The following is a 25,900-nucleotide window of genomic DNA, read 5'->3' as shown; positions in this document are numbered from 1 at the left end:
GGCGGTTCAGAAACACCGCGTTGATTCCATCGCCAGCAAGCCGGCTCCTACAGGAGTTAGGTGCGCCGTATTACGAACCGATGTAGCTGGTCTTCACCACGGTGTAGAACTCTTGCGCATAGCGACCTTGCTCGCGCGACCCATAGGATGAGCCCTTACGGCCACCGAACGGAACGTGATAGTCCACACCGGCAGTCGGCAAGTTGACCATTACCATCCCAGCCTGGGAGTGGCGCTTGAAGTGGTTGGCGTACTTGAGCGACGTGGTGGCAATGCCCGCCGACAACCCGAACTCGGTGTCGTTGGCCATGGCAAGCGCCGCTTCGTAGTCCGCCACACGCACAACGTTGGCCACCGGCCCGAAGATCTCTTCACGGCTGATGCGCATGGCCGCTTCGCTGTCGGCAAACAGCGTCGGCGCCAGGTAGTAGCCTTCGGTGTCACAGGTGACCAGGCCGCCACCGCTGACCAACCGCGCACCTTCGCTCTGGCCGATGTCGATGTACTTGAGGTCTTGATCCAACTGCGCCTGGGAAACCACTGGGCCGATGTCGGTGCCGCTTTTCAGCGCGTGGCCGACCTTGATCGACTTCATGCGTTCGGCCATGGCCGCGACGAACTGGTCGTGGATACCGGCGGTGACGATCAAGCGGCTGGAGGCCGTGCAACGCTGGCCGGTGGAGTAGAACGCGCTCTGTACCGAGAGCTCGACAGCCTGCTTGAGGTCGGCGTCATCGAGGATGATCTGCGGGTTCTTGCCGCCCATTTCCAACTGCACTTTGGCCTGGCGCGACACACAGCTGACGGCGATCTGACGACCGACACCGACAGAACCGGTGAAGCTGATGCCATCAACTTTTGGGCTGTTGACCAGCACGTCGCCAACCACGCGACCGCTGCCCATTACCAGGTTGAACACGCCGGCTGGGAAGCCCGCACGGGAAATGATTTCCGCCAGTGCCCAAGCGCAGCCCGGCACCAGTTCAGCCGGCTTGATCACGACGCAGTTGCCGTAGGCCAGGGCCGGGGCGATTTTCCAGGCGGGGATGGCTATCGGGAAGTTCCACGGCGTGATCAGGCCGACCACCCCCAGGGCTTCACGGGTGACTTCGACGTTGACTCCCGGACGAACCGACGGCACGTAGTCGCCGGACAGGCGCAGGCACTCACCGGCAAAGAACTTGAAGATGTTACCGGCGCGGGTTACTTCGCCGATGGCTTCGGGCAGGGTCTTGCCCTCTTCACGGGCCAGCAGGGTGCCGAGTTCTTCGCGGCGCGCGAGGATTTCGCTGCCGACTTTATCCAGCGCGTCATGGCGCGCCTGGATCCCGGAAGTGGACCAGGCCGGGAATGCTGCGCGGGCTGCGTCGATAGCGGCGTGGACTTGGGCAACATCCGCCTTGGCGTATTCGCCAATGACATCGGACAACTCCGACGGGTTGAGGTTGACGCAGTAGTCGGCACCGGCCACCCACTGGCCATTAATGTAGTTGTCAAAACGTTGGGCTTGGGACACGAATCTTCTCCTGACGCAAAAGGCCGCTGATTTCTCAGCGGCCTTGTAAATGGGTTATTGCGCGCCTTGCTTGTCGATCAGCGCGGCCAGGGCTTCATATTCTTCCGGCAGCAGGTCGGTCAGCGGCGTACGCACCGGGCCTGCGTCGTAGCCGGCGATTTTTGCACCGGCCTTGACGATGCTCACGGCATACCCGGCCTTGCGGTTACGGATGTCCAGGTACGGCAGGAAGAAGTCGTCGATGATCTTGGAAACGGTGGCGTGATCGTCCTTGGCAATCGCGTGGTAGAAGTCCATCGCAGTTTTAGGGATGAAGTTGAACACCGCCGAGGAGTACACCGGTACGCCCAGGGCCTTGTAGGCAGCGGCGTAAACCTCTGCAGTCGGCAGGCCGCCGAGGTAACTGAAACGATCACCGAGGCGGCGACGGATCGACACCATCAACTCGATATCACCCAGGCCATCCTTGTAGCCGATCAGGTTCGGGCAGCGCTCGGCCAGGCGTTCCAGCAGCGGCGCGGTCAAGCGGCAGACGTTACGGTTGTAGACCACCACACCAATCTTGACCGATTTGCATACGGCTTCAACGTGGGCGGCAACCCCGTCCTGGCTGGCTTCGGTAAGGTAGTGCGGCAGCAGCAGCAGGCCTTTGGCGCCGAGACGTTCAGCTTCCTGGGCGTACTCGATGGCTTGGCGGGTCGAACCACCGACTCCGGCCAGGATCGGCACGCTGGTGGCGCAGGTATCAACGGCGGTTTTCACCACCTGGGAGTATTCACTGGCAGCGAGGGAGAAAAACTCACCAGTACCGCCGGCCGCGAACAAGGCGGTGGCGCCGTAAGGGGCCAGCCATTCCAGACGCTTGATGTAACCCGCCTGGTGAAAGTCACCCTGGGCGTTGAAATCGGTCACCGGGAAAGACAGCAGACCGTGGGAAAGGATGGACTTCAGTTCTTGTGGATTCATTATTCGAACACCCTGGGCGAAGACTTTCTATTGAAAGGTTGTTGTTGGTTTTGGTGATGTCGTACGTCATCGTACAACTATAAAAAGATTCGTCAACTGCAATTCATCAGACTTCATTGTGGCCGCTTTGAATGCGCACCTTCTTGACGTAGGGAATTTTTCCTCTATTCTCGATTTAACTGTATATGCATACAGTCATTACGAAAGATTCCTACGACATAGCAAGGAGCTAACATGTCAGGTCTTGAACTCGCAGCACCCGAAAAGAACCCACCTATCTTGCGCTTCGAAGGCGGTGAACACACTGCCATCGGCGATGAAACCCTGTTGCGCTTCGTCAAGGATGCCCCCGCGATTCCCGCACACCAAGTCGAGCTGCACCTGCCCAATGGGCTGGCGCTGACCTATGGCCAAGTAATCGCCCTAGGGGGTGATTTCTATGGCATCCCCGGTCAACCGATCAGCGATGGCGCCTCCCCCGCCGAGCGTGTGCAACGCTTTACCGCGGCCTTCAATACGCTCGCCGTACTGCCCGCCTCGCGGGAAGAAGCGCACAAGATCCTCGCGGTGATGCAAAAGGAGATCAATGCGGTCAAGCAGGCGATCAAGGATGGCAAACAAGCTCATGAAGCCTACGACGCCTTGGGTGATACGTTGTCCGAGGAATGGAATCGCATCACCGGCGGTGGCAGCGCAGTTTCGGCGCTGATTCCGTTGGGACGTTACCTGAAACTGGCAGCGGACAATGCCGACCACTTTGGCGAATGGGCGCTGTCGGCCTATCTGGCGGGGCATACGGCGGCGCTGCAACAAGCCGTCGTGGCTCACCAGACCGGCACCGACCAAGCGCTGGAACTGGCGTACGCCATGAACAGTTTTGCTGATCACTTTTTGACCGATCTGTTCTCGGCCGGCCATCTGCGTGTACCGCGTAAACAACTGGCAGCTGTGGTGACGCCAGGTGAGCTGGGCTCGCTGATCAGCCGCTTCATGCATGACGAAGACAGCAAGTTCGGGCTCAAGGTGCGTAACGCCATGGGCGATCAATGGCACGCGTATGGAGACAAACGCTACTTCGACGCCATCGATGCGGACAACCGCGTGCAAGTCAAACGCGCTGTGCAAGCTTCGGCGGATGAGATTTTCGACACCTTTATCAGTGGTGTCGCGCCCTCCCCGGCCAATTTCAAGGCGCCGTTGTATGTGCCGGATTTGAATGCTGCGCAGAACCCGGCGAACAACTTCTCGCCGTTGTTCAAAATGGAGGGCGACAAGGTGCTGCGTCGCAAGGACGTGAATGACCTGAACGACAAGCACTGGACGAATGATTGGTGGGGGTGGAGCACTTACCTGCTGCTCAAGGACTACAAGCCAAACCAACCCGCCAACTGACGCAGTAGGAGCCCGGCTTGCCGGCGATGACGATCTTTTGGACGCTATCGCCGGCAAGCCGGGCTCCTACAGGGTCGGTGCAGCCTTCAACCGCGCTGCGCTTCTGCCTCTTCATGGGCATGGCGCAGCCGCTCGCGGCTATTGGTCAAATGCAACCTCATGGCCGCCCGCGCCGCATCCGAATCCTGACGCGCAATCGCTTCATAAATCTCTTCATGCTCACGACTCAAGCGCCCCATATAGTGCTGCTGGTCATCATGGGCCAGGCGCGCCGAATTCAGGCGGGTGCGTGGAATGATGCTGGTGCCCAGGTGGGTCATGATGTCAGTGAAGTAGCGGTTGCCGGTGGACAGGGCAATTTCCAGGTGGAATGCAAAGTCGGAGGCCACCGCGTCACCGGCGTGAGCTGCGCTTTCATTCAGGGCATCGAGCGCCGCACGCATGGCGGCCAGTTGCTCGTCGCTGCGGCGCAACGCGGCCAGACCTGCGGACTCAACTTCCAGGCTGATCCGCAACTCCAGAATCGCCAGCACATCACGCAGGGTCACCACGGTGGCCGGGTCGATACGGAAACCGCTCGGGCTTGGCGTGTCCAGCACAAAGGTGCCGATGCCATGGCGGGTTTCCACCTGCCCCGCCGCCTGCAAGCGCGAGATCGCTTCTCGCACTACGGTTCGGCTCACCCCGTGGGCGTCCATGATCGCCGACTCGGTGGGCAACTTGTCGCCTCGCTTGAGCTGGCCGTCGCGGATCTGCTCGGACAACACCGTGACCAATTCCTGGGCAAGGCTGCGGCGCTTGCGGGGAAGACGAGGGGCGGTGTTGGCGTTTTCCATGATGGATCATCTTTCTCGGTGAGCTTGAGCACGCATCATAGCCCATGGTGGTTGTACGATCACCGTCCAGGCGCGACTTTCATCCCTATCCTTCGCGCAAAAAAATACCCCGACACACGTCGAGGTATTTTTTCAGCTCGCCCCAGAGGGGAAGCTCATTACTTCACCACTTTAAGACTCGGCCGACCGCTAGGGCGCGGTGGCTCGGAATCCGGTGGCGGCTGGTCATCGCCGTCTTCGTTTTCGATCGATTCGTCACCCTCGAAAGGCGACTCCAGATCGAACACCATGCCTTGGCCGTTCTCCCGGGCATAGATGCCGAGGATGGCGCCAATCGGCACGAACAGCGTATGCGGCACGCCGCCAAAACGCCCTTCGAAGCTCACGGCTTCGTTGTCCATGTGCAGGTGGCGCACGGCACTCGGCGATACGTTCAACACAATTTGCCCATCACTGGCAAAACCCTCCGGTACCTGAACCGCAGGAAACTCGGAATTGACCAGCATGTGCGGGGTGCAATCGTTGTCCACAATCCACTCATAGAGCGCGCGGACCAAGTAGGGTCGACTGGAGTTCATCAGCGGCTCCTTAAGCCTTAGCGCATATCGCGTTCGACACCAGACAGACTTGCCTGGAAAGCCTCACGCGCAAACTGGCGCTCCATGTAATCAAGCAGCGGCTTGGCAGGCCGCGGCAGTTCAATACCGAGAATCGGCAAGCGCCAGAGTATCGGTAATAGGCAGCAATCCACCAAACTTTGTTCCTCACTGAGGAAAAAAGGCTTATCGGCGAACAATGGCGAAACGCCGGTCAGGCTCTCGCGCAATTCCTTACGCGCCTGCACCCGAACCGCTTCTTTTGTACGCGAATCCAGAATCACATCCACCAGCCCGCACCAGTCACGCTGGATCCGATGGATCAGCAGGCGGCTGTTGGCACGCGCCACCGGGTACACCGGCAGCAAAGGCGGATGCGGGTAACGCTCATCCAGGTATTCCATCACCACGGTTGACTCCCACAACGCCAAGTCACGATCGACCAGGGTGGGCAAGCTGCCGTAAGGGTTCACTTCGATCAGTTTTGGCGGCTGACGGCCCGCCTCCACACTGATGATCTCGGCGCTGACACCCTTCTCTGCGAGCACGATGCGTACTCGGTGGGAATAGTGGTCGGCGGGGTCGGAGTAACAGGCCAACCGATTGGTCACGCCCATGGCGGTCCTCCTCGCTTGTTGAAATTATCGAAAGCTCAAAAACGAGCGCGCCCAGAGAGCATCTCTGTAACAACCGGTTCAACCAGGTCGCTACGTATTCAGAGATGCCGCTGGGCGCGCAAGATTAACAGCAATTGCTTACGGTTGGATCAATGCACATCCTTCCAGTATTCGCGTTTGAGCAGATAGGCGAATACGAAGAAGAAGGCCAGGTACAGCAACACATAGGTGCCGATGCGCTGATGCTCCAGTTTGACCGGGTTGGCCGAGTAGGCCAGGAAGGTCACAAGGTTCTTGACCTTCTCGTCGAACTGCTCGTCTGTCAACGAACCTGGGGTTTCTATCTTCAGTTGATCGCACGCTTCATGAGTCAAAGGCGTGCCGGTCAACGGATCGTATTGCTTCTTGCCGTCTTCAACGACCTGGATCTGCTTGCATCCTACCACTTGCTTGCCTTGCAGGCCGACCAGAACGTTAGGCATGCCGACGTTCGGGAACACACGGTTGTTCACGCCATACGGACGTGCCGGGTCTTCGTAGAAGGATTTCAGGTAGCCATAGAGCCAGTCGGTGCCGCGTACACGAGCCACCAGGGTCAAGTCAGGCGGTGCTGCGCCGAACCAGGTCTTGGCGTCCGCAGGCTTCATGCCGATGGTCATGTGGTCGCCGATCTTGGCGCCGGTGAACACCAGCTTCTCGAGCATCATTTCATGGGGGATGCCGAGGTCATCGGCAACCCGCTCGTAACGCTGGAACTTGGCGCTGTGACAGCCCATGCAGTAGTTGGCGAACGTGCGTGCGCCGTCTTGCATGGCAGCCTTGTCCGATACGTCGATATCGACTTTTTCCAGTTCCGGTCCGCCGTGCTCGGCAGCGAAGGACAGTAGCGGCAAGGCCGCAAGCATCAATGCAACGAATAACTTTTTCATCAGCCAGTCACCCTTTCCGGAACCGGTTTGGTCTTCTCGAGCCGGGTGTAGAACGGCATCAGAATGAAGTAGGCGAAGTACAGGAAGGTGCAGACCTGCGACAGCAACGTACGCTCAGGGGTCGGCGCCAGTACGCCCAGCACACCCAGGATCACGAACGCAATGCAGAACACCCACAGCCAGATCTTGCTCAGCCAGCCCTTGTAGCGCATGGACTTGACCGGGCTTCGGTCGAGCCAAGGCAGCACGAACAGCACCGCGATGGCCGCGCCCATGGCGATCACGCCCATGAGCTTGTCCGGGATCGCCCGCAAGATCGCGTAGAACGGCGTGAAGTACCAGACTGGGGCAATGTGCTCAGGTGTCTTGAAGGCGTTGGCCTGTTCGAAGTTAGGCTTCTCCAGGAAATACCCGCCCATCTCCGGGAAAAAGAACACGATCGAGCAGAACACGAACAGGAACACCACCACGCCGACAATGTCTTTCACGGTGTAGTAAGGGTGGAACGGAATGCCATCCAGCGGGATGCCGTTTTCGTCCTTGTGCTTCTTGATGTCCACGCCATCCGGGTTGTTGGAACCCACTTCGTGCAGCGCCAGGATGTGCAGTACCACCAGGCCCAGGATCACGATCGGCAAGGCCACCACGTGCAGGGCGAAGAAGCGGTTCAGGGTGATGCCCGAGATCAGGTAGTCACCACGGATCCACTGCGTCAGGTCGTTGCCGATCACCGGAATCGCACCGAACAGCGAGATGATCACCTGGGCGCCCCAGTACGACATCTGGCCCCACGGCAGCAGGTAACCCATGAAGGCTTCGGCCATCAGCGCCAGGTAGATCAGCATGCCGAACACCCACACCAGCTCACGAGGCTTCTGGTAGGAGCCGTAGAGCAGGCCCCGGAACATGTGCAGGTAGACGACGATAAAGAACGCCGAGGCGCCGGTAGAGTGCAACAGGCGCAGGATCGAGCCGTACTCTACGTCCCGCATGATGTACTCGACGGAGGCAAACGCCTCTTCCGCCGACGGGGTGTAGCTCATCGTCAACCAAACGCCGGTGACGATCTGGTTGACCAGCACCAGCAGCGCCAGGGAGCCGAAGAAGTAGAAGAAGTTGAAGTTTTTCGGCGCGTAATATTTGCTGAGATGGTCTTCCCACATTTTAGTGGCGGGGAAGCGCGCATCCACCCAATCCATGAACTTGCTCATCACGCGTTCTCCTTATCGAGGCCAATGACAATGAGGTCGTCAGTTTCGTAGGTGTGCGGAGGAACCGGCAGGTTCAGGGGAGCGGGCTGGGACTTGTAGACGCGACCAGCAAGGTCGTAGTGCGAGCCGTGGCACGGACAGAAATAACCGCCGACCCAATCCTTGCCCAGATCGACAGGGGCCACTTCCGGGCGGAACGTAGGCGAGCACCCCAGGTGAGTACAGAGACCGACCAGCAGCAGGATCTCCGGCTTGATCGAACGCACTTCGTTCTTGGCGTAGGCGGGTTGGTCGGACTTCTCGGATTTGGGGTCAGACAACTGGCCTTCAATCTTTTTGAGATTCCCCAGGATTTCCTCAGTACGACGAACAATGAAGACCGGCTGGCCGCGCCATTCAGCAATCATCTGCTGCCCTGGCTCGATCTTGCTGATATTCACCTTCACCGGTGCACCTGCGGCTTTCGCCTTGGCACTGGGAAACCATGACCCCACGAACGGGACCGCAGCCCCCACCGCTCCTGCAGCACCCACCACGGATGTGGCTGCTACCAAGAAGCGACGCCGGCCTGCATTCACGCCGTCATTGCTCATTCAGTCCTCTCCCATCAGCTTTTTGGCCTGTTAAATCAGGCGTCTACTAAGTGTTGAATCTTTACTTATAAAAATTTTGCCGAATGGTAATGAAAAGCCCCACGTCTGACAAGGGAATTGCCGGGGGCTCAGCCTCCAGGCCTTGTAGTATAGGGGGTCTACGGATGTGGCAAGTTGTCACGGCGATTTTTATGCATAAATCGCAGGCAATAAAAAACGCCCAGCTCCGTGAGGAGGCTGGGCGTTTTTGTGGAACGTAAAGCGAATTAACGCTTCGAGTACTGCGGACGCTTACGCGCTTTACGCAGACCGACTTTCTTACGTTCAACTTCACGGGCATCGCGAGTCACGAAGCCAGCTTTGCGCAGAGCGCCACGCAGGGTTTCGTCGTACTGCATCAGAGCGCGAGTGATACCGTGGCGGATTGCGCCAGCTTGACCACTTACACCGCCACCGATAACGGTGACGTAGATGTCGAACTTTTCAACGGTCTCGGTCAGTTCCAGCGGCTGACGAACTACCATGCGGGCAGTTTCGCGGCCGAAGAAGTTGTCCAGGGAGCGGTTGTTGATCGAGATGTTACCAGTACCCGGACGCAGGAAAACGCGAGCGGTTGCGGTTTTGCGACGGCCAGTGCCGTAATTTTGAGTCGCCGACATAATGAACTATTCCGTTAAAACTTCAGTTCTTGGGGCTGCTGAGCAGCATGAGGGTGTACAGCGCCCGCATAGACTTTCAGCTTGCGAAACATATCGCGACCCAGTGGGCCCTTAGGCAGCATGCCTTTGACCGCGATTTCGATCGGGGCTTCAGGCTTCTTGGCAATCAGGCCTTCGAAGTTGGAAGACTTGATACCGCCTGGGAAACCGGAGTGACGGTAGTACATTTTGTCGCTTGCTTTGTTGCCGGTTACACGAACCTGCTCAGCGTTGATGATGACAATGTAGTCACCGGTATCAACGTGAGGGGTGTACTCAGGCTTGTGCTTGCCACGCAGACGGCTGGCGACTTCAGTGGCCAGACGACCCAGGGTCTGACCAGCGGCGTCGACGACAAACCAGTCGCGCTGAACTGTTTCCGGTTTTGCAGTAAAAGTTGTCATTCTTTAATAGCCTCAGGGGCCGCCCTGTAAATTAGACGGCGGATCTTACTGAATAGTGCGTACTTTGACAAGTCAAAGGCAGCCGGATACAGACGCTATCGGGGGCTCGGGTCGGCGCGTCCGTTCAACGGCAAGATTCTTCGGCAGGCGGCGCATCACTTCCACTGCAGAAAGAGGTGGGCAATTATGCAGATTGCGAAAAAAAATTCAACCTGCTTTTATGATTGTTTTCCCTGAAGGAGTACCCGATGGATTATCGACAGCTGGGCCGTACGGATCTGAACGTGAGCGCGATAGCCTTGGGCACCATGACCTGGGGCGAGCAGAACAGCGAGGCAGAGGCCTTCGCGCAGATCGAGCGGGCCAAGGGTGCGGGGATCAACTTCCTCGACACGGCCGAAATGTACCCGGTGCCGCCCAAGGCCGACACCTATGCCACCACCGAGCGCTACATCGGCAATTACTTCAAAAGCCGTGGCGACCGTGCCGACTGGATCCTGGCCAGCAAGATCGCCGGCCCCGGCAACACCATCGACTACATCCGCGATGGCCACCTGCGCCACAACCGCAAGCACATCGTCGACGCCCTGGATGCCAGCCTCAAACGTCTGCAGACCGACTGGATCGACCTCTACCAACTGCACTGGCCGGAACGCAGCACCAACTTCTTCGGCCAACTGAGCTACAAGCACAAGGACGAAGACGACCTCACCCCGCTGGAAGAAACCCTCGAAGCGCTGGACGAACAAGTGAAGGCCGGCAAGATCCGCCACATCGGCCTGTCCAACGAAACGCCGTGGGGCACCATGAAATTCCTGGCCCTGGCTGAAGCCCGTGGCTGGACCCGCGCAGTGTCGATCCAGAACCCCTACAACCTGCTCAACCGCAGCTTTGAAGTGGGCCTGGCGGAAGTCGCGATCCGTGAACAGTGCGGTTTGCTGGCGTATTCGCCACTGGCGTTCGGCATGCTCAGCGGCAAGTATGAAAACGGTGCGCGTCCGGCCAAGGCACGGCTGACCGAATACAGCCGCTTCAGCCGTTACTTCAACCCGCAGTCGGAAGCGGCATGCAGCCGTTATGTGGCGTTGGCACGGGAGCACGGCCTGGACCCGGCGCAGATGGCATTGGCGTTTGTGACGCAGCAGCCGTTTGTGACCAGCAATATCATTGGAGCCACGTCGCTGGAGCAACTGGATAGCAACATTGCCAGTGCCGAGCTGAAATTGTCGAAAGAGGTGTTGGACGGGATTGAGGCGATTCAAAAGGATCATCCGAACCCAGCGCCTTGATTGATCTTCAAGCCGCTTTCGCGAGCAAGCCCGCTCCCACGGTTGACCGAGTTCCAGCATGAGAATGCGGTCAACCGTGGGAGCGGGCTTGCTCGCGAAGGCGGCCATCAGCAGCACCGCAGATTACAGCGCCCGCGCAATAATTTCCTTCATGATCTCGTTGGTCCCCGCATAAATGCGCTGCACCCGTGCATCCGCCCACGCCCGTGCAATCGGGTATTCCCACATAAAGCCGTAGCCGCCGTGCAACTGCACGCACTCATCGAGCACCTTGCATTGCAGGTCCGTGGCCCAGTACTTGGCCATCGCCGCCGTGGGCACATCCAGCTTGCCTTCCAGATGCAGCGCCATGCATTTGTCGACGAATACGCGGCCGATCTGAACCTCGGTGGCCATCTCCGCCAGCTTGAACCGGGTGTTTTGGAAGTCCGCGATCGCCTTGCCGAACGCCTTGCGCTCGCGGGTGTAGGTCAGGGTCCACTCCAGCGCCGCCTCGGCTGACGACAAGGCACCAATCGCAACCGTCAGCCGCTCCTGCGGCAACTCCTGCATCAGGTAAGCGAAGCCCATGCCCGCCTGGCCCAGCAGGTTTTCCTTGGGCACCCGCACATCCTGGAAGAACAGCTCCGAGGTGTCTTGGGCCTTCATGCCCACCTTTTCCAAGCGCTTGCCCTTGTCGAAGCCCGGCGTGTCGGCTTCCACGAGGAACAGGCTGGTGCCCTTGGCGCCCGCCTTGGGATCGGTCTTGGCCACCACGATCACCAGCTCGGCCAGATAGCCGTTCGTGATGAAGGTTTTGGAGCCATTGATCACGTAGTCATCGCCGTCCAGCACTGCCGTGGTTTTCACCCCTTGCAGGTCGGAACCAGCGCCCGGCTCGGTCATGGCAATGGCCGTGACCATTTCACCGGAGATCAGCTTGGGCAGGTATTTGTGTTTCAACGCCTCACTGCCGTAATGCAGGATATATGGCGCAACAATATCCGAATGCAGGGAAAAACCGATGCCGGTCAGCCCCAGCCGGCTGATCTCCTCGATCACCACCGCGCTGTACAAAAAGTCCGCGCCCAGCCCGCCATATTCTTCTGGCAGGTGGGAACACAGCATCCCCGCCTCCCCCGCCTTGCTCCATAAGCTGCGGTCGATGTAGCCCTGTTTCTCCCACTGCCCATGGAACGGCGCGGCGTCTTTTTCGAGGAAGGTGCGCACGCTCTCGCGGAAGAGTTCGTGTTCCGTGCTGAACAAGGTTCTGGGAATCATGGGTCACCTGCGTGGATTGTCGGACAAGGACGAGCCCACAGAGACTATGCCCCGAAGGCAGCACGGGACACTGGACACATGCGACAAAAAATAAGACGATCCAGCCGTCTGGTGACCACTTTCCCCTATAAGAATAAATGAAATTATGTCTAACCAAATCTCCACGCCGTTGCGGCGCGTCAGCATTTTGGCCATTGATCGGGTATTCGCTTCAACCCTCATGCAAGCCAAGGATTTCTTCCACCTCGCCAGCCTGCGTTACGGCAAGCAACAAGGATTGGGCCTGACTCCCGCGTTCGAATCGCGCCTGGTCAGCCCCGACGGGCAATCGGTACGCAGCTTCAGTGATGTAATCATGCCGGTGGACGGCGGCCTGGAAGACGCCGACATCATCGTGCTACCGGCCTTCTGGGATGACTTCGACGCCTTGTGCACTCGCTACCCACAAGTGCTGCCATGGTTGCGTGAGCAACACGCACGCGGCGCCGTATTGTGCGGCGAAGCCACCGGGGTGTTCTGGCTGGCCGAAGCCGGCCTGCTCGACGGCAAGGAAGCGACCACCTACTGGCGCTTCTTCAACGCCTTCAGCGAACGCTTCCCCAAGGTCCAACTCAACCAGGACAAGCACCTCACCGACGCCGACAACCTGTATTGCGCCGGCGGCACCACCTCGGCGTGCGACCTCTATATCTACCTGATCGAACGTTTCTGCGGCGCCAACATCGCCCAGGCCGTGGCCCGCGATATCCTCTATGAAGTGCAGCGCAGCTATTCACCGGGACGCATCGGGTTTGGCGGGCAGAAGCTGCACCAGGATGTGATCATCCTGCAGATCCAGCACTGGCTCGAAGAACACTTCGCCGACAAATTCCGCTTCGAAGACGTGGCCCGGGAACACGGCATGAGCATCCGCAACTTCATGCGCCGCTTCCAGACCGCTACCGGTGACAAGCCGCTACATTACCTGCAACGGCTGCGCATCGAGACGGCAAAGGGCCTGCTCTCGGGCAGCCGCAAGAGCATCAAGACCATCAGTTATGAGGTGGGTTACGACGATGCGAGTTTCTTTGCGCGGCTGTTCCGGCAGCACACGGAGTTGTCACCGAACCAGTATCGCCAGCAGTTTCAGCAGGCCGCATAGATAAGGTTGAACGCGGTAAAAAATGTGGGAGCGGGCTTGCTCGCTCCCACATTTGATCTACATCGTTCTTACGGCTTGTGCCCACGCGACAGGAATTCGTGGGACTGCATTTCCAGCAACCGGCTCAAGGTGCGCTGGAACTCGAAGTTCAGGCGCCCGCCGGTGTACAGGTCCTTCAACTCGACTTCCGCCGAGATGATCAGCTTCACGTTACGGTCGTAGAACTCGTCGACCATGTTGATGAAGCGGCGCGCGATGTCGTCGGTGGTGACGCTCATCTGCTCCACACCGCTCAAGATCACCGCGTGAAAGATCTTGCCCAGCTCGATGTAGTCGTTCTGGCTACGCGGGCCGTCGCACAGTTGGCGGAATTCGAACCAGGCCACGTCATCGCAAGTACGCAACGCGATGATTTCGCGATTCTCGATCATCAGCTTGTCGTTTTCCACCGCCTGGGTACATTCCGGCGTGAGGGCGCGGAAGCTCTTTTTCAGGCTTTCGTGGGCCGCTTCGTTCAGCGGGAAGTGGAACAGCTCCGCTTGCTCCAGATGGCGCAGGCGGTAGTCGACGCCACTGTCGACGTTGACGATTTCGGTGTTCTGCTTGATCAGCGCGATGGCCGGCAGGAAGCGCGCGCGTTGCAGGCCGTCCTTGTACAAGCCGTCGGGCACGATGTTCGAGGTGGCGACCAGGGTCACGCCGTTCTTGAACAGCTCTTCCATCAGGGTGCCGAGGATCATGGCGTCGGTGATGTCGGAGACGAAGAATTCATCGAAGCAGATCACCCGCGCCTCTTCGGAGAAACGCTTGGCGATGATGGTCAGCGGGTTTTTCTCGCCCGGCAGGGTCTTCATCTCTTCGTGCACGCGCTTCATGAAGCGGTGAAAGTGCGTCCGCACCTTTTCCTTGAACGGCAGCGCTTCGAAGAAGGTGTCGACCAAATAAGTCTTGCCGCGCCCTACACCGCCCCAGAAGTACAGGCCTTTGACCGGGGTGTGGTCTTTCTTGCCAAACAGCTTGCTGAACATCCCTGGCTTGCTTTGCGAGGCCGCGAGCAGGTCGTCGTACAGGCGCTGCAAATGACGCACCGCATTTTCCTGGGCCGCGTCATGGAAGAATTCAGGGCGTTTCAGATCAGCTTGATATCGTTCTAGGGGCGTCATAATTTCGTTAGCAAGGCAACAAAAACGGGCCGTCACTGTAACGACGGCCCCGGATAATGGCAATCAACCCTTGGTCGGGTTAATCCTCGAGGGGGGTCAACGCAACGCGCAAGGCTTCGATGGCCGCGTCGCGGGAAGCGGCGTCAACGAACTCGGCGCTGTCGGCTACCACGGCACCGTCCAGCCAAACGCTGAAGCCCAAGGCTTCGGTGCGTACGTCCAGGGCGTCGCCGTTTTGCAGTTGCTTGGTTACCGCACCCGCCGCCTTGCCGTCGGCAAAATTGCGCGACAACAACAGTTGCTCACCATCGGCCGCCAGCAGGCGGAAGCGGAAGCTGCCGTCGTCCTCGCGGAAGCTCACGAAGCGCGCGGCTTTTGCGGCTTTCTTCTTGGTCGCGACTGGCGCTGCGGCTTGATTGACGAACGAACGCAGGCCCACCGCCTCACGCAGTTCAGCCAGGAACGGCGCGGCCACCGCACGCGCTTTCTTGGCGCCGATCAGCAGCAGGTCTTCCATGTCGGATGGGCGCGACATCAATTGATGGTAGCGCTCGCGGGCTTCGCCCAGTTGGCCATCCAACAGTTGGAACAGACGGTTTTTCGCCTCGCCCCAGCCCAGCCCTTGCAGCAGCTCGGCGCGGAACTCTTCTTCCTGGGCCTTGCTGGCAAACGCCTGGTACAGGGTGAACAGGTGCGAATTGTCCGGGTCCTTGGCTTCGCCCGGCGCGCGGGAGTCGGTGACGATGCGCGAAATCGCGTCCTTCATGTCCTTGGCGCTGGTGAACAACGGGATGGTGTTGTCGTAGCTTTTCGACATCTTGCGGCCATCCAGGCCTGGCAAGGTAGCGACGCTTTCTTCGATCAACGCCTCGGGCATGGTGAAGAATTCTTTACCGTTACCGAACAGGTGGTTGAAGCGTTGGCCGATGTCGCGGGCCATTTCCACGTGCTGGATCTGGTCGCGACCGACCGGCACCTTGTGTGCGTTGAACATCAGGATGTCCGCCGCCATCAGCACCGGGTAGCTGTACAGGCCCATGCTGATGCCCGCATCCGGGTCTTCGCCGGCTTCCACGTTCTTGTCCACCGAGGCCTTGTACGCATGGGCGCGGTTGAGCAGGCCCTTGGCGGCAACGCAGGTGAGCAGCCAGGTCAGCTCGGGGATTTCCGGGATGTCCGACTGGCGGTAGAAGGTCACCCGGTTCACATCCAGGCCACCGGCGAGCCAGGTCGCGGCGATTTCCATGCGCGAGCGCTGGATGCGCTGCGGGTCATCGCACTTGATCAGGGCGTGGTAGTCGGCCAGGAAGTAGAAGGAGTCGGCATTGGCGTCCTGGCTGGCGAGGATCGCCGGGCGGATCGCACCGGCGTAGTTGCCCAGGTGCGGCGTGCCGGTGGTGGTGATGCCGGTGAGGATACGGGTACGAGTCGTCATGGGTAATCGCTTATCAGACTGCTATCAATTCGAAAGTCGCGGCAGCACCAGATCCTTCAGATCGGTGAGCTTGCCGTGAAAAAAGTGTCCGCATTCTGCCACTTTCAGCAGCTCATGGGGGCGTTTCAGGGCTGCAGACCAGTCGTAGACGGTCTGTGGGTCGACCACTTCGTCGGTTTCCGGTTGGATCAGGGTCAGTGGGCAACCCAGTGGCAGCGCATCGGTATCGCGCAGACGCATCACCGCTGCGGCAACCATGAACAAATGTGACAGTTTTTCACCCTTGGCTTCCAAGCGACCGCCGAGACTGGCAGCGACGTAACCACCGAAGGAAAAGCCGAGCAAGGTGATCGGCAAGTCCGGGTGTTTTTCCCGCAGCCAGGTGGCGGCCGCTTCGGCGTCATCCACTTCACCGGTGCTCATGTCGTGGGTGCCGGCACTCGCGCCAACACCACGGTAATTGAAACGCAAGGTAACCAAACCGGCATCGCGGGCGGTGCGTTGCAGGGTCGATACTACTTTATTGAGCATGGTCCCACCCTGCACCGGGTTCGGGTGGCAGATCAGCGCCAGGCCACGTGGCTCGGGGTGATCCAGGTACAGGGCTTCCAGTTGGCCTACCGGGCCATCGATCAAAACGGGGGTTTCACGCATGAGCAAGGAATGAACTCCGTGACCTCACAAAGGGTCGACTCGTCTAGCTAAAAGTCTGTGCTTGGCATCATTGCGAGCTTAATCGCGGTATACAGCGCAGGTTTGAGCCGTTAACGTAAAGCAAAGCCGTTTATAGAGGAAGGACTCGTGGAACACTCGCTCTTAGTTTGGTTGTTGCCGACTCTTGCCCTGGTTGCCGGTGTCGCCATTGGTTTCCTGGTTGCTCGCTTGCTGCCGAATGCCGCGCCTAACCGCACGCAGCGTCAGTTGGACGACATTCAGGAACGTTTTGACAGTTATCAGAACGAGGTTGTTACCCACTTCAACAGCACCGCGACCCTGGTCAAGAAGCTCACCCAGAGCTACCAGGAAGTACAGGATCACCTCGCCGATGGCGCCAACCGCCTGGCCCTCGACGACATCACCCGCCAGCGCCTGCTGGCCGCGTTGCATTCCGATGCACCGCAAACCCCACGGGAACGCCTGACCCCACCCCGGGAAAACCAGGAGCCACCACGGGACTACGCGCCAAAGACGCCGAACGCCCCCGGCATGCTGGATGAGCATTACGGTTTGAAGAAGTAACTCACTCTTCAAACACTAAAAAGCCCGGCTGATCGATGATCAGCCGGGCTTTTTGTTGGGTCACGATCCCTCATACACCGCAGCCGGCTCCTACAGGGACCGCGTCAGGCCAGCGGCTGTTCTTGCAACATCCCACCCTCGATCCGCACATGCCGCCCATGGAAGCGCTTGAGGCTGCTGCGATGGCCGACGCTGACGATGCTCAGCCCCGGCAACTGATCGATCAGCGCCTGATACAGCGTCGCTTCATCCTCTTCATCCATGGCCGACGTGGCTTCGTCCATGTACAGCCATTGCGGCGCGAACAGCAACGCGCGGGCAAAGGCCAGGCGTTGCTGTTCGCCCGGCGAGAGCATGCGTTGCCAGTGATTGGCCTCCTCCAGCCGGCCCACCAGATGCGGCAGGCGGCAGGTTTCCAGGACCTGTGCATAACGTTCGGCCGGGTAAACGCTGTCGGCCTGTGGATAACTCAATACCGCCTTTAGCGTGCCAATCGGCAGGTAAGGTTTTTGCGGCAGGAACAGATAACGTTCGGCCGGCAGGCGGATATTGCCGTGGCCGTTGGGCCACAGGTTGCCCATGGCGCGTAGCAAGGTCGACTTACCACTGCCGGAACGCCCACTGAGCATCAGACGCTCGCCTTCCGCCACCGTCAGGTCGGCGCCTTGCAACAAATGCCGACCGTCCGCCAGGTCCAGGCTCAGGTCCTTGACCTGCAAATCGTCGCCCTGATGCTGCAAACCAATGCCCATGGTGCGGCTTTCGTTGTCCTGCATAGCCTGGCCGAAACTCAGCAGACGATCACACGTAGCGCGCCAACTGGCCAACAGCGTATAGGCGTCGACAAACCAGCTCAGGCTGCCCTGCACACTGCCAAACGCCTGGGCCACCTGCATGAGCACGCCCAATTCGATCTTGCCGGAAAAGTAACGTGGCGCCGCGACCACAAAGGGAAAGATGATCGCAATCTGGGAGTAACCGCTAGTAAAAAAATTCAGGCGCTTCTTGAGCTGCATGATGTTCCAGAAGTTGCTCCACACCCGTCCGAACCGTGCGCTCAATTGCTGATGTTCGTTGGGCTCGCCATTGAACAGCGCGATGCTTTCCGCATTCTCCCGCACACGCACCAGGCTGAAACGCAAGTCAGCCTCAAAGCGTTGTTGGCGATTGCTCAAGCCGATCAGTTTTCGACCGATCAAGTGGGTCAACCAACTGCCAATCACCGCGTAGATCAGCGCCGCCCAGAACATGTAGCCGGGAATGGTAATGCCCCAGATTTCGATGCTGCCAGACACGCCCCACAGGATCACCGAGAACGACACCAGGCTCACCAGGTTGGCGATAAAGCCCAAGCCCAACGTGAGGGTGCTACTGGTAAAGGCATTGAGGTCTTCGGAGATACGCTGGTCGGGGTTGTCGGTGTAGCCGCCGTATTCCAGGTGGTAGTAATTCTTGTGGCCCAGCCACTGGGCGAAATAGGTTTCCGTCAGCCAGCGGCGCCAGCGGATGGTGAGCATCTGTTGCAGGTAGGAGGTGAACACGCCGGTCACGATCGACACCACCGCAATCACGCTGAAGTACATCAGCAGATGGGTAAAGGCGTCGTAGTCCTTGTTTTCCAGCGCGTTGTAGAAATCACGGTTCCAGCTGTTGAACCACACCGACACGGCGACACTGAACAGCGACAACCCCAGCACTACCAACAGCAGCAGCCAGGCCTTGGCCTTTTCTTCGCTGCGCCAGTAAGGCGTGATCAACCCCCACACCCGCCGTAAAAATTGCCCACGCACCGCGTCGTTGACCGCGGAATACTCAGCGTTCTGATTCATCGTTCAGGCTCTGTAAGAAAATGTGACAGGCGTTCGAACCGATCATAGTTGATCGGTTCGAGGCTCCGTGCGGCCTGAAGCAGATTGTTCAGCTGTTGTTCAGATCAGCCTCAGCGGCGTACCGGGCGCTTCTGCAACTTGCGCTGCAAGGTACGGCGGTGCATGCCCAGGGCGCGGGCAGTGGCGGAGATGTTGCCTTCGTGCTCAGTCAGCACGCGCTGGATGTGTTCCCACTGCAGTCGGTCCACCGACATTGGGTTTTCCGGCACCAGGGTGTCCAGGTCGGCGTGCTCGGAGAGCAAGGCGGCCAGTACGTCATCGGCATCCGCCGGCTTACACAGGTAGTTACAGGCGCCGCGCTTGATCGCCTCGACGGCGGTGGCGATGCTGGAGTAACCGGTGAGGATCACCACGCGCATTTCCGGGTCGAGTTCCAGCAGCTTGGGCAGCAGCACCAGGCCGGAGTCGCCGTCCATCTTCAGGTCGAGCGCGGCGTAGTCCGGCAGGTCGGCCTGGGCGATGGTCAGGCCTTCCTCGGCCGACCCTGCGGTGCTGACGCGGAAACCGCGACGGCTCATGGCGCGCGCCATCACGCGGGTAAAGGTGGCGTCGTCATCTACCAGCAACAGGTGCGGCAGTTCTTCGCCTTCGACTTGGATCTCGTCACTCATCGATATCTCCTCGTGCGACACGGGGCAGGCGCAGCTCGGTGAGCGTGCCACCTTCCTCATGACTATAGAGCTTCACTGAGCCGCCCGCGCGGGTCACGCTGGCCTTGCTCAAAAACAGGCCGAGGCCGAAGCCTTTGCCTTTGGTGGTAAAGAAGGGTTTGCCGATCTGCTCGGCAATGGCCAACGGTACGCCCGCGCCGTGGTCTCGAATACTGATGGTCACGTCTTCGGCGTCCCAATCCAACTGTACGCCCAGGCCTTCAGGGCAGGCGTCGGCGGCGTTGTTCAGCAGGTTGAGCAGGGCCTGGGTCAGGTCCGGTGGCGGCGCCATGCGCGGCACGCTGCCCTGGCCTAGCAGGTGGAAGCGGTAGCTGGCTTCGGGGCGCATCAGGTGCCAGCGATTCAGGGCTTCGTCGAGCCACTGGGTCACGTCCTGCATTTCCACCGCCAGGCGGCGATTGGCTTCGGCGGCGCGCACCAGTTGCTGCAAGGTCTGCTTGCACTGCTTGACCTGTTCACGCAGCACACCGAGGTCTTCTTGCAGTGCCGGGTCGTGGTGGTCCTGGGTCATTTCGTTGAGCAGCACGCTCATGGTGGCCAAGGGTGTGCCCAACTCATGGGCGGCGCCGGCGGCTTGGGTGGCGACGGCCAACAGTTGCTGGTCGCGCAGGCCTTCTTCACGGCGAATGGCGCGCAGTTCTTCCTGGCGGCGCAGTTCTTCGGCCATGCGGGCGGCGAAGAAGGTGATTACCGCAGCGGACAGCGCAAAACTCAGCCACATCCCGTAGATCTGCAGGTTTTCCCGAGCGATCGGGAAGGTTTGCAGCGGGTAGAACCGCGCCAGCAGCAGGGTGTAGAGGGTCAAGGCGATACCCGACAGCACCACCGAGTAGCGCCACGGCAACGTCACGGCAGCGATGGTCAGTGGCACCAGGTAATACGAAACAAACGGATTGGTAGAACCACCGGAGAAATACAGCAACACACTATGGATAAACAGGTCGCAGGCCAATTGCAGGGCGTATTCCAGCTCGGTGACTGGCCAGGTGGTACGCAATCGGATCGCGGTAAACACACAAAGCACGGTGGAGAAACCGAGGGTCACGCCCAGTTGCAGCCACGGCAGCGGCAGCAGGTCGAACCAATAGGCGAGCCCGACGGAGCCAGCCTGTGCGGCCAGGACCAGGGTACGGATGAACGTCAGGCGCCAGAGGTTCTGGCGAGTGGCGGAAGTCAGTTTTACGGCGGCGAGCATGTGCTCTCCCGGTGAGCGCTGCAGGCGGATCGGCAGGAGTATAAACGAAGCAGGCCGGCTGGCACGGCGTGTGTGGCTCTTTGCCGCAGGCCGGACCAATGACCGTTCGTCGGCCTCATCACAACTTGTAGCTAATGTGTAAACCCGAAGAACCCGATGCCACCGTCTACAGTCATACCCAACACGACTATCTCAAGGAGCTTCCATGTCTCGTTTCACTCGCAGTGCAGCCGCCCTCACCCTTAGCGTCGGCACGCTGGTCAGCCTGCCAGCACTGGCCGCTGAGGCACTGAACTACAACCAGATTTCCCTGCGCGCCGAGGTCAGCCAGGAGGTGGCCCGCGACAAGATGATCGTGACGCTGTACACCGAATCCCAGAACAGCGACCCAGCCAAGCTCGCCGCTGAAATCACCACCACCATGAACAAGGCGCTCGGCCAGGCGCGCGAAGTCAAAGGCGTGACCCTGCGCCAAGGCAGCCGCAACAGCTACCCGATCTACGACAGCAAAAACCAGAAGATCACCGGCTGGCGTGAGCGCGCTGAACTGCGCCTGGAAAGCGCAGACTTCCCGGCACTCTCCAAGCTCACCGGCGAGCTGTTGAACACTCTGAAGATGGACAGCATGGACTTCGCCATCGCCGACGCCACGCGCAAGGCCAGCGAAGACGCATTGCTCAAGGACGCGGTCGCCGCGTTTAAAGCACGCGCACAACTGGCCACCGATGCACTGGGCGGCAAGGGGTACAAGATCGTTAATCTGAACTTCAACACCAATGGCTACCCGATGCCTTACGCTCGTGGCGGCATGATGATGAAAGCAGCCATGGCAGATTCGGCACCGACGCCTGAAGTCGAAGCCGGCACCAGCCAAGTCAGCATGAGCGCCGATGGCGTCATTGAAGTGCTCCAGTAACGTTCCTGGAGACAAAAAACGGCGCAGCCTTGAAAGCTGGCGCCGTTTTTTATAACCCGCCTGAACTAACTCTCGATTCAAGTCACGCCCTCACTGCAGGTTGCATTTTTTCACACTATTTATTGTAGAGAGCATAAACACATAATGGAACTGCCTGCACGCCTACGGCCACCCAAGTGCATGTAATGCTACACAAGCCTAACGACATGAATGTAGAAACACCCCACTAAGCAAACCTGCCACCAATATTGGTTTACGCCTCACTTATATAAATTTCGCACCCCACCAAAACAATAAACCATGATGCAGCAACGTTCATCAAACTCATTATTCAAGTTGTGCGAAGACGCACTCATTGTCAGTCCTTTTAGCTCGCACCCAGTCAAAAACCTTGAACACTCGATGATAAAGCGAGCCTCGCGTGACCATAAGCCCCTTGTGCTGCCACCTCCCACCACTAATTTTATGCCCACCGCCGCACAACTCGAACAGTTGGTAATCAGCCACCACTGACAAAGTAGAAAAACTTATAACCAAACCCTGCAAAGCCAAGGCACCTCACTTAATTCTACTAACACAAAATTCGCTAAAGTCGAGACTGAGAAATATGTCATTAATGAGATGAAAAAATTGCACGTTTCAGACCGGCGAAGACCACCCCCTATCGGAACCCACTTAAGTGGTGGGCCTTCACCTATAAGCCTGTGACATTCACCCCTCAGCCTTGAAACTATATTTATGAGTAGAGGCGACCGGAGACTGCATCTCCCTGAGCATCGACGGCGTGATCAAAATATTACAGCACCTTTTTTAAACAGGGCAAAGGCGCCCCCACGGGCTTGCGCCTTTTTTTATTACTGTCGGTACGTCACATCCGGCATTATACATATCAGGAATGAAATTCCCGTTTTTATCAAAGGCATAAAGCGGAACCATTACTACTTACGCAACCACCCAACCATTAAGAATCCACTCATAAATCAAAGTCACCAATAAATCCAAACAGCCTTGGCTGAATACGAAAATAACATTCGGCTTGACGCAACTATGGCTATGGATGGCGCAATCGCAAAATAAACCAACGCATCATGATACAACGCGCCAAATATTTAACCTCATGAAACCCATAATTTAATGAGCCGATAATGAATAATCATCTATCATCCCTACCGCCACTTGCAGTCACCAGCACTCCAATACCAACCACCCTCGCTCCCGCACATAATCGTTACAAGTGGCAAGTTGATGCCTCGCCTTTAGCAAAAAATACTCATTCGATAGCGGCGAGCGTTTCAGTGGATCGAAAACCGATTGCAGCCCCTGCACCGGAGAACGAACTTGATTTCTCCAAGGAGGTCATTTATGGATCGGCCACCACTTCCGCGCCCACACCGAACTATACACAACAGGAACGGACGCAGCGTATTGATGCCTATTCCGGTCGTGTTGTATCACAGATCAATAACATAGAAAGCGGTAGCGAAGGCGAACGCAATATCAAATTCCAGAAGGTTCGTCAGTTCCTCGAACCTGCTGGTTACTTTAGCGGCGGGTTGCTGGCGGCTGGATACGACCCGCATGAAAAAATCACGGTCACCTTCACTTCCTACGTAGGGAAGGGAAAACCCGAAACACTGACAAACACCGACAAACGCACTTACTTTGCATGGGAAATTGCGGCGGGTGCTCTTGCACACGACAAAGTAGAGCGAGGGGGACCGATCGACTTCCAGTTTATGGAAATTGAGAATAAAGACCGGAGCAAGGTCGCGGACTTGGAGGCGCAGGGTAAGAACCTTCAAAATCAATGGGAAAATGAAGTATCAAAGCCCATGCGGGACGATTCGGGAGCACTGACGAAACGCTCGGGGCAAGCAGACGCCTATGTTGTACGTGGAATTCTGCAGAGCCTGGCAAATAATAAAGATAGTTTTGAAAAGCTAAGTTCTGCTGGGCAACAGGCCGTAAAGCACACACTGCAAACGAGTGGACAAGTCATTATCCCCAATATCTATGGCTACCCGCTGTCAGGCTATGCATTTATTCCCTACACCCCCTTTGATGGTAATGATGAACATAGACCCAATAAGGGCGTGATGCTGGATTTGAAGAACGGCGCAGCCCATGAGATACAGGGTGACAGCGATTTTGCCAACTGGGCAAAAAACAACCGAGATAATTTGCAGCGCAGTTTTAACGCCAGAGACAGGCAAGGCGGCCACGATGTTCATTGGCCAAAGGCCTGTGATGTTCTCAATAATTTAATTGTAGACCCACATGCCACCTACCAAGGACGCTCCAGCCTCCTCGCCGATAAAGCGGTGCCAGTGAGGGAGACATTTAACTATACTGAGTCGCGAGGTAGCGCTTATCTGTTGAAATTCGGCAATCTGGGCTCCGGTCTTGAAGGCAAATATCAGGAAGTGAATGCCAAAAACGCAGTATGGTCCGACCAGACCGAGGTATTTGGTTCATCGCAACAAAACTGGAAGTTCGCGAAGGACTTGTGGGGCAATACCTTTGGTTACATACCCCTCGTCGGCAACACGGGAAATCTTGTCTTCGGTATCCATTATTCCATCTATGGCATGACCGCCAATGATCGCGTCGGCGGCAATGCCGCAGCGGTGATATCAGGCTTGCAATTGGCGCATGAACTTGCACCTGTTGGGGTAGAGGCTGGGATAGGCGAACCACCCACCGCCTCTGCCACCGCTAAGAACTACCGCTGGAATTACAATTCAGAGACGCGCGACTTTGAGCTCGCACACGCGCCCAAAACGTCGAACGATACCGATGCCGCGTCAGTCGGAACGCAGGACGTGCCTAAAGTAGATCCTACTCCCACCCCCTCTGCATTCTATCCAGGGATGCAAGAAGTGCAGTATAAAGGGAAAACGTATTTGGCCGCCTATGAGCCTGATGGTGGGGACGGGGAGCATTTCTTGCTTCGTGTACCAGACCCGCAAGACCGATCAAAGTTGGTGAGCAGCACTATTATTGCCAAACCTGACAAAATGGGTGTATGGAATAGAAGAGGGGAAGAAGGTGGAGCGAGATGGCCATGGCAACACACTGCTTCGCCAACTCCCAGTCATGAATCAACAAAAACTCCAAAGTTCTCAGAACGCTTTATTGATTCCAAAGGCTCGAAAATTTCCGGTGCCGAAAAGTTTGACGACTACTTGAATTTAGATGAAAACAAACAATATGCATTCAACGACGACGTATATGAGGAAGGTTCAAAAATAAAAAGAAAGCTCAGCATTTCCTGGGTTATCGATGACGGTAATTTCGCCGTTACAGAAGGTGAGAAAGCCCAACCCGACACTGGGTACTCTACAAGCTTTGCGCCTGACTTGAATCGAGAAACGTACTCGATCATAAAAAGAGAAAACGGCAATACCGTACGAATTGAACTGGATTTTAAATCAGCGTCAGCGGATGAAACCATAAAAAGAAGGCTTGAAAGATTTGAAGAGACGATTCCGGACGCTGAGCTTAGAGCCCGTATATCAGAAGTTGCTCACCAAGGGGCTTCGTTCCCGGCCTTCGTAGAACTAACACCACCCACGTTGAAAGAGGACTACAGCGTTTCTGCAGGCAGAAAATATTTTACGATAGAATATGATCCGGCACTCAATACTCACACTGTCAAGGCCACTACCCAATGGGTGCTTAAACTCCAAACAGAAGACGGCATGGTTCCCAATCGGGATTTAGATATAACCAGCACGCGAATATTCACAATACGTGAAAGTAATGAGTTGCAGGGTAATGCTTACACAATCGACAGATCCGCCCCCACCCAACTAGAAATAACTACTCCAACACATATATGAACACATACTGGACTGCATTGAGTGGGAGGAGACCGACATCGCAAGTGAGAACTCCCCCTACCTGACAAACCAGAACGGCGGTAACCTGCGTGACCGCCGTTT

23 protein-coding genes are annotated in these 25,900 nt (G+C 57.7%); 6 read left to right on the top strand and 17 right to left on the bottom strand.

The window, feature by feature from the left end:
- Positions 1-70 precede the first annotated feature (70 nt).
- Entirely contained in the window at positions 71-1,516 is a 1,446-nt protein-coding gene (locus U367_RS0123690) for an aldehyde dehydrogenase family protein (RefSeq protein ID WP_028618837.1), read from the bottom strand.
- Between the two features lie 54 nt (positions 1,517-1,570).
- On the bottom strand, positions 1,571-2,482 hold the full coding sequence (gene kdgD / locus U367_RS0123685) for a 5-dehydro-4-deoxyglucarate dehydratase (protein ID WP_016976228.1): 912 nt from the start codon (positions 2,480-2,482) through the stop codon (positions 1,571-1,573).
- A 234-nt stretch (positions 2,483-2,716) separates the two neighbouring features.
- Here kdgD and U367_RS0123680 point away from each other — a divergent pair, with 234 nt between their 5' ends.
- Positions 2,717-3,874, top strand: coding sequence for a phosphatidylcholine-hydrolyzing phospholipase (locus U367_RS0123680; protein ID WP_028618836.1), 1,158 nt, complete (start codon positions 2,717-2,719; stop codon positions 3,872-3,874).
- Between the two features lie 86 nt (positions 3,875-3,960).
- Here U367_RS0123680 and U367_RS0123675 read toward each other — a convergent pair whose 3' ends face one another.
- The 8 genes from U367_RS0123675 to rplM form a co-directional block, all read right to left on the bottom strand.
- Positions 3,961-4,710 (bottom strand): FadR/GntR family transcriptional regulator, encoded by a 750-nt coding sequence (locus tag U367_RS0123675; protein ID WP_016976230.1) that lies wholly within the window; start codon positions 4,708-4,710, stop codon positions 3,961-3,963.
- A gap of 158 nt (positions 4,711-4,868) precedes the next feature.
- On the bottom strand, positions 4,869-5,288 hold the full coding sequence (locus U367_RS0123670) for a ClpXP protease specificity-enhancing factor (RefSeq protein WP_016976231.1): 420 nt from the start codon (positions 5,286-5,288) through the stop codon (positions 4,869-4,871).
- Positions 5,289-5,305: 17 nt separating this feature from the next.
- Positions 5,306-5,923, bottom strand: a complete 618-nt coding sequence (locus U367_RS0123665; protein ID WP_016971566.1) for a glutathione S-transferase N-terminal domain-containing protein — start codon at positions 5,921-5,923, stop codon at positions 5,306-5,308.
- Between the two features lie 149 nt (positions 5,924-6,072).
- Complete coding sequence (locus tag U367_RS0123660) at positions 6,073-6,852, bottom strand: cytochrome c1 (RefSeq protein ID WP_010213166.1); 780 nt, start codon at positions 6,850-6,852, stop codon at positions 6,073-6,075.
- Entirely contained in the window at positions 6,852-8,063 is a 1,212-nt protein-coding gene (locus U367_RS0123655) for a cytochrome b (RefSeq protein ID WP_003171746.1), read from the bottom strand. Before U367_RS0123655 ends, U367_RS0123660 begins: the two co-directional genes overlap by 1 nt.
- Complete coding sequence (gene petA / locus U367_RS0123650) at positions 8,063-8,656, bottom strand: ubiquinol-cytochrome c reductase iron-sulfur subunit (RefSeq protein WP_016976232.1); 594 nt, start codon at positions 8,654-8,656, stop codon at positions 8,063-8,065. Before petA ends, U367_RS0123655 begins: the two co-directional genes overlap by 1 nt.
- A gap of 266 nt (positions 8,657-8,922) precedes the next feature.
- Entirely contained in the window at positions 8,923-9,315 is a 393-nt protein-coding gene (rpsI, locus tag U367_RS0123645; protein ID WP_002555064.1) for a 30S ribosomal protein S9, read from the bottom strand.
- A 14-nt stretch (positions 9,316-9,329) separates the two neighbouring features.
- Positions 9,330-9,758, bottom strand: a complete 429-nt coding sequence (gene rplM / locus U367_RS0123640) for a 50S ribosomal protein L13 (RefSeq protein ID WP_003188508.1) — start codon at positions 9,756-9,758, stop codon at positions 9,330-9,332.
- Positions 9,759-10,006: 248 nt separating this feature from the next.
- Here rplM and U367_RS0123635 point away from each other — a divergent pair, with 248 nt between their 5' ends.
- Positions 10,007-11,047, top strand: coding sequence for an NADP(H)-dependent aldo-keto reductase (locus tag U367_RS0123635; protein WP_028618835.1), 1,041 nt, complete (start codon positions 10,007-10,009; stop codon positions 11,045-11,047).
- 123 nt (positions 11,048-11,170) lie between these two features.
- Here U367_RS0123635 and U367_RS0123630 read toward each other — a convergent pair whose 3' ends face one another.
- The gene (locus tag U367_RS0123630; RefSeq protein WP_028618834.1) at positions 11,171-12,307 is read right to left on the bottom strand and encodes an acyl-CoA dehydrogenase family protein; all 1,137 of its coding nucleotides are present in this window, start codon (positions 12,305-12,307) and stop codon (positions 11,171-11,173) included.
- A gap of 220 nt (positions 12,308-12,527) precedes the next feature.
- Between U367_RS0123630 and U367_RS0123625 the strand changes: the two genes are divergently transcribed.
- Positions 12,528-13,448, top strand: coding sequence for a GlxA family transcriptional regulator (locus U367_RS0123625; RefSeq protein WP_174890977.1), 921 nt, complete (start codon positions 12,528-12,530; stop codon positions 13,446-13,448).
- A 68-nt stretch (positions 13,449-13,516) separates the two neighbouring features.
- Here the strand turns inward: U367_RS0123625 and zapE are convergent, their stop codons facing one another.
- From zapE to U367_RS0123610, 3 genes are all read right to left on the bottom strand, one after another.
- On the bottom strand, positions 13,517-14,611 hold the full coding sequence (gene zapE / locus U367_RS0123620; protein WP_016976236.1) for a cell division protein ZapE: 1,095 nt from the start codon (positions 14,609-14,611) through the stop codon (positions 13,517-13,519).
- A gap of 79 nt (positions 14,612-14,690) precedes the next feature.
- Positions 14,691-16,046, bottom strand: a complete 1,356-nt coding sequence (locus U367_RS0123615; RefSeq protein WP_028618832.1) for a tryptophan--tRNA ligase — start codon at positions 16,044-16,046, stop codon at positions 14,691-14,693.
- 24 nt (positions 16,047-16,070) lie between these two features.
- The gene (locus U367_RS0123610; protein ID WP_028618831.1) at positions 16,071-16,700 is read right to left on the bottom strand and encodes an alpha/beta hydrolase; all 630 of its coding nucleotides are present in this window, start codon (positions 16,698-16,700) and stop codon (positions 16,071-16,073) included.
- 147 nt (positions 16,701-16,847) lie between these two features.
- On the opposite strand from U367_RS0123610, the gene U367_RS0123605 reads away from it, so the two are divergent.
- Positions 16,848-17,285, top strand: a complete 438-nt coding sequence (locus U367_RS0123605) for a YhcB family protein (protein WP_003171734.1) — start codon at positions 16,848-16,850, stop codon at positions 17,283-17,285.
- A gap of 104 nt (positions 17,286-17,389) precedes the next feature.
- Here U367_RS0123605 and U367_RS0123600 read toward each other — a convergent pair whose 3' ends face one another.
- From U367_RS0123600 to U367_RS0123590, 3 genes are all read right to left on the bottom strand, one after another.
- The gene (locus U367_RS0123600) at positions 17,390-19,114 is read right to left on the bottom strand and encodes an ABC transporter ATP-binding protein/permease (RefSeq protein ID WP_028618830.1); all 1,725 of its coding nucleotides are present in this window, start codon (positions 19,112-19,114) and stop codon (positions 17,390-17,392) included.
- 110 nt (positions 19,115-19,224) lie between these two features.
- Positions 19,225-19,785, bottom strand: a complete 561-nt coding sequence (locus U367_RS0123595; RefSeq protein ID WP_003171731.1) for a response regulator transcription factor — start codon at positions 19,783-19,785, stop codon at positions 19,225-19,227.
- A complete protein-coding gene (locus U367_RS0123590; protein ID WP_016976240.1) occupies positions 19,778-21,040 on the bottom strand; it encodes an ATP-binding protein in 1,263 nt (420 codons plus the stop codon). Before U367_RS0123590 ends, U367_RS0123595 begins: the two co-directional genes overlap by 8 nt.
- A gap of 205 nt (positions 21,041-21,245) precedes the next feature.
- Here U367_RS0123590 and U367_RS0123585 point away from each other — a divergent pair, with 205 nt between their 5' ends.
- Both U367_RS0123585 and U367_RS0123580 read left to right on the top strand, forming a co-directional pair.
- Positions 21,246-21,956 (top strand): SIMPL domain-containing protein, encoded by a 711-nt coding sequence (locus U367_RS0123585; RefSeq protein ID WP_028618829.1) that lies wholly within the window; start codon positions 21,246-21,248, stop codon positions 21,954-21,956.
- A 1,145-nt stretch (positions 21,957-23,101) separates the two neighbouring features.
- A complete protein-coding gene (locus U367_RS0123580) occupies positions 23,102-25,798 on the top strand; it encodes a hypothetical protein (protein WP_236639989.1) in 2,697 nt (898 codons plus the stop codon).
- Positions 25,799-25,900: the final 102 nt, after the last annotated feature.

It is taken from the genome of Pseudomonas canadensis, assembly GCF_000503215.1.
Classification (GTDB): Bacteria; Pseudomonadota; Gammaproteobacteria; order Pseudomonadales; family Pseudomonadaceae; genus Aquipseudomonas; species Aquipseudomonas canadensis.
Note: the sequence above shows the minus strand (reverse complement) of the source record. Positions and strands in the feature narration are given on the sequence as shown.

Excerpts from the sequence above, each read along its gene's own strand:
- kdgD (WP_016976228.1), bottom strand. The coding sequence starts at position 2,482 with ATGAATCCACAAGAACTGAAGTCCATCCTTTCCCACGGTCTGCTGTCT.
- U367_RS0123680 (WP_028618836.1), top strand. The coding sequence starts at position 2,717 with ATGTCAGGTCTTGAACTCGCAGCACCCGAAAAGAACCCACCTATCTTG.
- U367_RS0123675 (WP_016976230.1), bottom strand. The coding sequence starts at position 4,710 with ATGGAAAACGCCAACACCGCCCCTCGTCTTCCCCGCAAGCGCCGCAGC.
- U367_RS0123670 (WP_016976231.1), bottom strand. The coding sequence starts at position 5,288 with ATGAACTCCAGTCGACCCTACTTGGTCCGCGCGCTCTATGAGTGGATT.
- U367_RS0123665 (WP_016971566.1), bottom strand. The coding sequence starts at position 5,923 with ATGGGCGTGACCAATCGGTTGGCCTGTTACTCCGACCCCGCCGACCAC.
- U367_RS0123660 (WP_010213166.1), bottom strand. The coding sequence starts at position 6,852 with ATGAAAAAGTTATTCGTTGCATTGATGCTTGCGGCCTTGCCGCTACTG.
- U367_RS0123655 (WP_003171746.1), bottom strand. The coding sequence starts at position 8,063 with ATGAGCAAGTTCATGGATTGGGTGGATGCGCGCTTCCCCGCCACTAAA.
- petA (WP_016976232.1), bottom strand. The coding sequence starts at position 8,656 with ATGAGCAATGACGGCGTGAATGCAGGCCGGCGTCGCTTCTTGGTAGCA.
- rpsI (WP_002555064.1), bottom strand. The coding sequence starts at position 9,315 with ATGTCGGCGACTCAAAATTACGGCACTGGCCGTCGCAAAACCGCAACC.
- rplM (WP_003188508.1), bottom strand. The coding sequence starts at position 9,758 with ATGACAACTTTTACTGCAAAACCGGAAACAGTTCAGCGCGACTGGTTT.
- U367_RS0123635 (WP_028618835.1), top strand. The coding sequence starts at position 10,007 with ATGGATTATCGACAGCTGGGCCGTACGGATCTGAACGTGAGCGCGATA.
- U367_RS0123630 (WP_028618834.1), bottom strand. The coding sequence starts at position 12,307 with ATGATTCCCAGAACCTTGTTCAGCACGGAACACGAACTCTTCCGCGAG.
- U367_RS0123625 (WP_174890977.1), top strand. The coding sequence starts at position 12,528 with ATGCAAGCCAAGGATTTCTTCCACCTCGCCAGCCTGCGTTACGGCAAG.
- zapE (WP_016976236.1), bottom strand. The coding sequence starts at position 14,611 with ATGACGCCCCTAGAACGATATCAAGCTGATCTGAAACGCCCTGAATTC.
- U367_RS0123615 (WP_028618832.1), bottom strand. The coding sequence starts at position 16,046 with ATGACGACTCGTACCCGTATCCTCACCGGCATCACCACCACCGGCACG.
- U367_RS0123610 (WP_028618831.1), bottom strand. The coding sequence starts at position 16,700 with ATGCGTGAAACCCCCGTTTTGATCGATGGCCCGGTAGGCCAACTGGAA.
- U367_RS0123600 (WP_028618830.1), bottom strand. The coding sequence starts at position 19,114 with ATGAATCAGAACGCTGAGTATTCCGCGGTCAACGACGCGGTGCGTGGG.
- U367_RS0123595 (WP_003171731.1), bottom strand. The coding sequence starts at position 19,785 with ATGAGTGACGAGATCCAAGTCGAAGGCGAAGAACTGCCGCACCTGTTG.
- U367_RS0123590 (WP_016976240.1), bottom strand. The coding sequence starts at position 21,040 with ATGCTCGCCGCCGTAAAACTGACTTCCGCCACTCGCCAGAACCTCTGG.
- U367_RS0123585 (WP_028618829.1), top strand. The coding sequence starts at position 21,246 with ATGTCTCGTTTCACTCGCAGTGCAGCCGCCCTCACCCTTAGCGTCGGC.
- U367_RS0123580 (WP_236639989.1), top strand. The coding sequence starts at position 23,102 with ATGAATAATCATCTATCATCCCTACCGCCACTTGCAGTCACCAGCACT.